The organism is Agarivorans sp. (assembly GCF_050295395.1).
Classification (GTDB): Bacteria; Pseudomonadota; Gammaproteobacteria; order Enterobacterales; family Celerinatantimonadaceae; genus Agarivorans.
On the sequence record NZ_JBNKPP010000274.1, the window covers coordinates 1 to 5,712 of the forward strand.

The window sequence follows — 5,712 nt, forward strand, 5'->3', positions numbered from 1 at the left end:
CCGGCGAGCAAGCCTTCAAGCAAAATTTTGCTTCCGACTTAAGCGGTCATTGGCAGATGCCTTTGCTGGAGCAAAGCTTAAGCACGCAGTTTAGTTTAAATGGTGACGGTAAGGCCTTAGCGTTATGGCTGCAATCGCAGGGCGCTGTAGCGGCAGAAGTAGACGGCCAGCTGGCGTGGCTTAAACCTAATTTGCCGTTTGATTTACGCGCAGAACTGAGCCAGCCGCTAAGCCTAGTAGCAGAGCAGCTTAGCCTTGAGCGTTTAAGTATTTTGGCCGCTGGTGACTTGTCGGCTTATCAGGCGCAACTCAACAGTGAGCTTGCGGGAACTCAAGCTCTGCGTTTAAGCGGCGATGTACAAGGGGATTTATCTCGGTTATCGGCTTTTGCCTTAAGCGGAGAATTACTTGATGGACAAGCTACGCCGGTAAACGATATTGATTCTGCTGTGCCAGAGCAAAGTGTGGGTCAGTTTAGCCTTAAGGGCGCTGTTGCTTGGCAGCCACTCTTACAAGCTCAGCTAGACGCGAGCTTCAACCAGCTGCAGCTAAGCCATTGGCTGGATTTAGGCGAACAAATAACTTTACCCGATATAGATGGGCAACTCTCGGCGAGCCTGAACGACCAACAATGGCAGTTAAGTCAGGCGCTTATTCAAGGACGCTGGCTGGGTTTACCCTTAAGCGCCAAGGCATCTGGCCACGGCAATTTAGCCGAGCAGCATAATCAGGCTACCTTAGATATTCAGCTGGCACAGCAGAGTTTGTTAGCCACGCTAGAGCAGCAGCAACAGCAAATCCGTATTGATGGCCAACTTAACGCTGAACAGTTAGCCGATTTACCATGGTTTGATAAAGGTCGCGCCGATGCCCAAGTTGAAGTGCGTGGTACGCTCAGCCAACCGCTGATTAACTGGCAGTTGCTGGCTGAACAATTGGGCACAGCAGATTTTAGCTTGGCACAAGTAAACTCCTCCGGCAGCTTAGAACTAGACAGTACCCTTAGTGGGCAACTGCAGCTTGGATTAACTCAATTGCAAGTGGCAGGAGAGCTGATCGAGCAGGCTGACGTGGCATATAAAAGTGCGCAGGGTAAACAAAGCCTTAACTTAAGTGCCGAGCAAGCCGAGCGCAGTTTGCATTTATCAGCGCAGGGTCAAGGCGATATGCAGAGCTGGAATGGGGTGCTAGATAATGCAGATATCAGTGCCGAGTTAGGTCGTTGGGATTTATCGCAAGACATTGAACTGAGCTACCAACAGGGCGTGGTGAGCGTGGGTGAACATTGTTGGTCACGTGATGTGAGCCAAATCTGTTTGTTGCAGCCTTTTACCAGCAGTGGTGATAGTGCAGTGGTACTGAGCATGCAACAGTTTAACTTTGCCGTGCTCAATTCGCTTATGCCTGAAGGCACTCGCTTAGAAGGCAGTGCTTCAATGGATTTGGATGCGCAACTAGCCCAATGGACGCCGCAGGCAGCTACGCTCAAATTACGTTTATCGCCAGGCAGCTTGGTGCAACAAGATGAAATAGAAACCAGAGAGTTGCATTATCAAAGTTTGGCTTTAGACGCGCAATTAGCGGCTAACAGCCTTAACTGGAACGCAGCGTTTATATCAAAAGAGTTGGGTAAGCTGGAGTCCAGTGGAACCACTTCTATTGATAAAAACGGGGAAATGGATGGAACGCTAAACATAGATAAAGTTCAACTTAGCCCCTTATTGCCGTTTTTACCGATCTTAGACAACATAGAAGGCGAGATTAATGGCCAAGTCTTACTCAGTGGAGCGGTAACCGAGCCCTCATTAAATGGCGAGATTAAACTCAGCGAAACCTATCTTTCAGGGCCTCAATTGCCTTTAAGCATAGAGCAACTGCAAACCCAGCTGCGTTTTGATAATCAGCAAGCCGAGCTTGAAGGGCAGTTTACCAGTGGCGGTAAACTGGCGCAGTGGCAAGGCCAGTTTGCTTGGCCCAACAACCAACTATCAGGCGAGTTAGACTTTAATGCGAGTTTGTTACCTTTGGTGATTGACCCCTATGCCACCTTCGCCGTATCGCCCACCGTTAAAATTAAAATACAGCCCGAACTGATTGATATTAGCGGTGATATCAATGTGGAAGAGGGCAGCATTAAAGTGAAAAAATTACCCGATTCGGCGATATCAGAATCCAGTGATGCGATAGTGATTGAGGAGCAAACTGAGACGGTAGGCTCGCAGCGCACTCAAATTGATATTCGAGTCAGCTTAGCCGACAAAATTACCTTAGAAGCGCTGGGTTTAAATACCCGCTTAAAAGGGCTACTCAGCTTAAAACAACCAGCCAACGAACCTTTATTAGCCGATGGTAGGATCGAGTTAGTCGACGGTAATTTTAGAGCTTACGGGCAAAACCTGCTGATAGAAAAAGGCTGGATCATGTTTAATGGCCCCATCGAGCAACCCTATTTAGATTTTGAGGCGATCCGCAACCCGGCTACTATTTCTGATGACGTTACCGTTGGGGTTAAGGTCATCGGCTTAGCTGACGCGCCGCAAGTGACCTTATTTTCTGAGCCGTCGATGTCACAGAACGAAATGCTCTCTTACTTATTACGTGGTCGTGGACTCAGTGATACCGAGCAAGATAATAATGCGTTATCGTCAATGTTATTAAGTGCCGGCATCGGTCGAACTGAAGGTTTTGTAGGTAAGGTGGGCTCTACCTTGGGGTTGAATGACTTGTCTTTAAGTACTGCCGGTTCGGGAAGTTCAACCCAGGTAGAAGTCAGCGCCTATGTATTACCCGGGGTACAGGTGCGTTATGGGATGGGGGTATTTGATCCGGTCAATGAACTTACTGTTAAATACGAAATATTGCCTAAGTTATTTATTGAAGCCTTCTCTGGCTTGAATAACGCCCTAGACGTGTATTACGAGTTTTATTTAGATTAGTGGGTAAAAACCGAGCTTCTTTTTTGAGTAGCGTTATCAGAGTTATATTCCGTCGTGATGATTGTCACAAGAGTTAAATGTCGCAACTGACAATTAATTAAAGATAATTGTCTAAGTTGGTGGCCTAGCTGACAATGGAACAAGATAATTTGTCAATTCGGAGATAACAATGAGTAGTACTCCACTTTCGGTTAAAGAAAAGGTTGCCTACGGCTTAGGCGATACTGGCTGTAATTTTGTCTGGCAAACAGTAATGCTGTTTCTAGCGTATTACTATACTGACGTTTATGGACTCTCTCCTGTCCATATGGGAACGATGTTTTTATTGGTTCGTTTTATCGACGCGATTACCGATCCATTAATGGGCGCGATGATTGACCGTACTCGAACTAAACATGGGCAATATCGTCCTTATATTTTATGGTTAGCCATTCCCTTTGGCATTGCCTGTATGTTTACTTTTTATACTCCTGATTTAGGTAGCACCGGCAAGATTATTTATGCCTATGCCTCTTACATCTTGCTGACCTTGGTCTACACCGCGATTAACGTGCCTTACTGTGCCATGGCAAATGCCTTAACCAGTGATCCTAAAGAACGTGTTTCGTTACAGTCTTATCGTTTTGCCTTGAGCACTGCCGGTGGACTTATTGTTGCTTTAGTGGCTCTTCCGTTAGTTGAACTTATTGGCCAAGGTAACGAGCAAAAAGGGTATCTTGGTGCCATGGCGGTAATGGGGGGCGGCGCCATGCTGTTATTTTTTTATTGCTTCGCCAATACCAAAGAACACCACACTAGTGACTTAGCCACCACAGAGCGTCGTTCAGTACTAGAAGATTTAAAATTATTGTGGGCCAATACCCAATGGCGGGTATTATTTATACTCAATATTGTGTTGCTAACAGGTGTGGTACTAAAAGCTGCGTCTACCATGTATTACGTTAATAGCGTGATGGGACGCGCGGATTTAGCTACTATTTTGATGGTCACTACCATGTTAGCTAACATTGTTGGTGCCATGGCCTCTGCCCCCTTATTAAGTCGTTTCAACAAAATTAAAGCCTACAAAATATTGATCGGTATCTCTGGGTTGTTATCTGCACTCATGTTCTTTATCTCGCCAAGCAATATTGTTTTAATATTTGCCGCGGTCATCATTTTGAGTGTGATACAAATGAGCACTACTCCGCTGTTGTGGAGCATGATGAGTGACGTGGTGGACTATGAAAAATCTCGCAGTGGTCGCTCGTTAAGTGGCATGGTGTTTTCAACCAACTTGTTTGCAATTAAAGCGGGTATCGCTATTGGTGGCGCGATGGTGGGTTGGATTTTAGCTGGCGCAGGTTATATCGGTGGAGCGGAAGTTCAATCAAGCGATACACTCACTTGGATTAATTTACTCTATACCTTTATTCCTGGTGTGGTGTTTGCCTCGTTAGTTTTTATCATGCATTTTTACCGTTTAGATGAAAACCACCTAAAAACAACTGAGCCACAACTAACAGAACAACAAAACTTCAGTTCTCAGACAGTGTAGCGTTAAGACTGTGTTCTAAAAAGGCCAATGCGTTTGCATTGGCCTTAGTTGTTACTGGGGGTTAGTAAAGTAAGCTGAAGTACTTACGACGGTATTGGGAAGAAAGCGGGTCACCATTTAAGGTGGCCAACATATCTAAAAAGTTTTTCTTAATTTGCCCGTCTAGGGCTTCTAAGTCTTTTTGTAATAAGGCAAACAGTAACTCTAAGGCCTCTTGGTTACGGCCAATTTGAGAATACTGTATTGCTAGGCTTAAGCGTAGCTCTGGGCTGTCTTCACCAGCGGCAAGCTGTTCCTCTAAGGCTTTCACTTCTGGGCTTTCGGCGGCGGCTTGTAATAATTCAAGCTGGCTCTTTAGCTCGTGATATTCCGCCTGTTGCTCTTCTAGGGGCAAGCCTTTTAGCAGGGTTTCGGCTTCGGCAGCTTGTTGGTTATTCAACAGAGCTTTAATTAATACCAAAATAATGTCGTTACGTTGAGGTGCTAAGTTATGTGCTTCGCGGATCACTTTTAAGGCTTCAGCTGATTGGTCTTCAGCCAGTAGTTGTTTAGCTTCGGCGAATAGTTTTTCTTCTGGTGGCGGAAGATGGCGGCTAATCATCTCGTGTACTTGCTCAGGGGCGGGGATGTCGGCAAACCCGTCTACTGGGCGACCTTCTTTTAGAATGATAACGGTAGGCGCTTGGGCTACACCAAGTTGTTGGGCTAGCGGGGCTAATTCATCCATGTTAACTCTGGCTAGAGTAAAGCTGCCATTGAGTTGCTGATGAATATGCTTAAGCAAAGTAAACAAAGGTTCACATTGTGGGCTGGAGGGCGACCAAAAGTGCACCACTACCGGTTGGTTCATTGAGCCTTCGATTAAGGCTTGTTGGGCATTTTCAAATGTAATGTCGATAACTGGCGTTGTCGGTTGCATAGCAATTTCCGTTAGTTGTTTAGACACCAATTTGGTGACTAAAAGCATGTTTTTCAACTCTGAAAGTTAGATTAGCAAATTAGCGATAAAAATGGGCGCTTTAACGCGTTAATATGATGTCTTATTTTCCAGTTTTTACAGGATGTTATGGAAGCATTGTCATTAGCGGATCTAACGATCCTATTAGTAGAGCCGTCAAATATGCAGCGAAATATTATTCGCACCCGTTTGCATGAAGCCGGTATAGATAATTTTGTGATGGCAGAAAACTGCCAACAAGCTGTGGATTTGGCGATAAAAACAGCACCCGACCTGGTTGT

Annotated in this window: 3 protein-coding genes; 2 read left to right on the top strand and 1 reads right to left on the bottom strand. The window is 45.6% G+C overall.

What is annotated here, in order from left to right:
- Positions 1–2,936 (top strand): translocation/assembly module TamB domain-containing protein (locus ACQY6Q_RS16345; protein ID WP_427983066.1); only part of this gene is annotated, 2,936 nt, incomplete at its 5' end.
- A gap of 169 nt (positions 2,937–3,105) precedes the next feature.
- Positions 3,106–4,473, top strand: a complete 1,368-nt coding sequence (locus ACQY6Q_RS16350; RefSeq protein WP_427983067.1) for a glycoside-pentoside-hexuronide (GPH):cation symporter — start codon at positions 3,106–3,108, stop codon at positions 4,471–4,473.
- 61 nt (positions 4,474–4,534) lie between these two features.
- On the opposite strand, the gene ACQY6Q_RS16355 is transcribed toward ACQY6Q_RS16350, so the two are convergent.
- Complete coding sequence (locus ACQY6Q_RS16355) at positions 4,535–5,392, bottom strand: tetratricopeptide repeat protein (protein ID WP_427983068.1); 858 nt, start codon at positions 5,390–5,392, stop codon at positions 4,535–4,537.
- Positions 5,393–5,712 lie beyond the last annotated feature (320 nt).

What these genes read in the sequence shown, in the direction of transcription:
- ACQY6Q_RS16350 (WP_427983067.1), top strand. Translation starts at nt 3,106, where the DNA reads ATGAGTAGTACTCCACTTTCGGTTAAAGAAAAGGTTGCCTACGGCTTA.
- ACQY6Q_RS16355 (WP_427983068.1), bottom strand. Translation starts at nt 5,392, where the DNA reads ATGCAACCGACAACGCCAGTTATCGACATTACATTTGAAAATGCCCAA.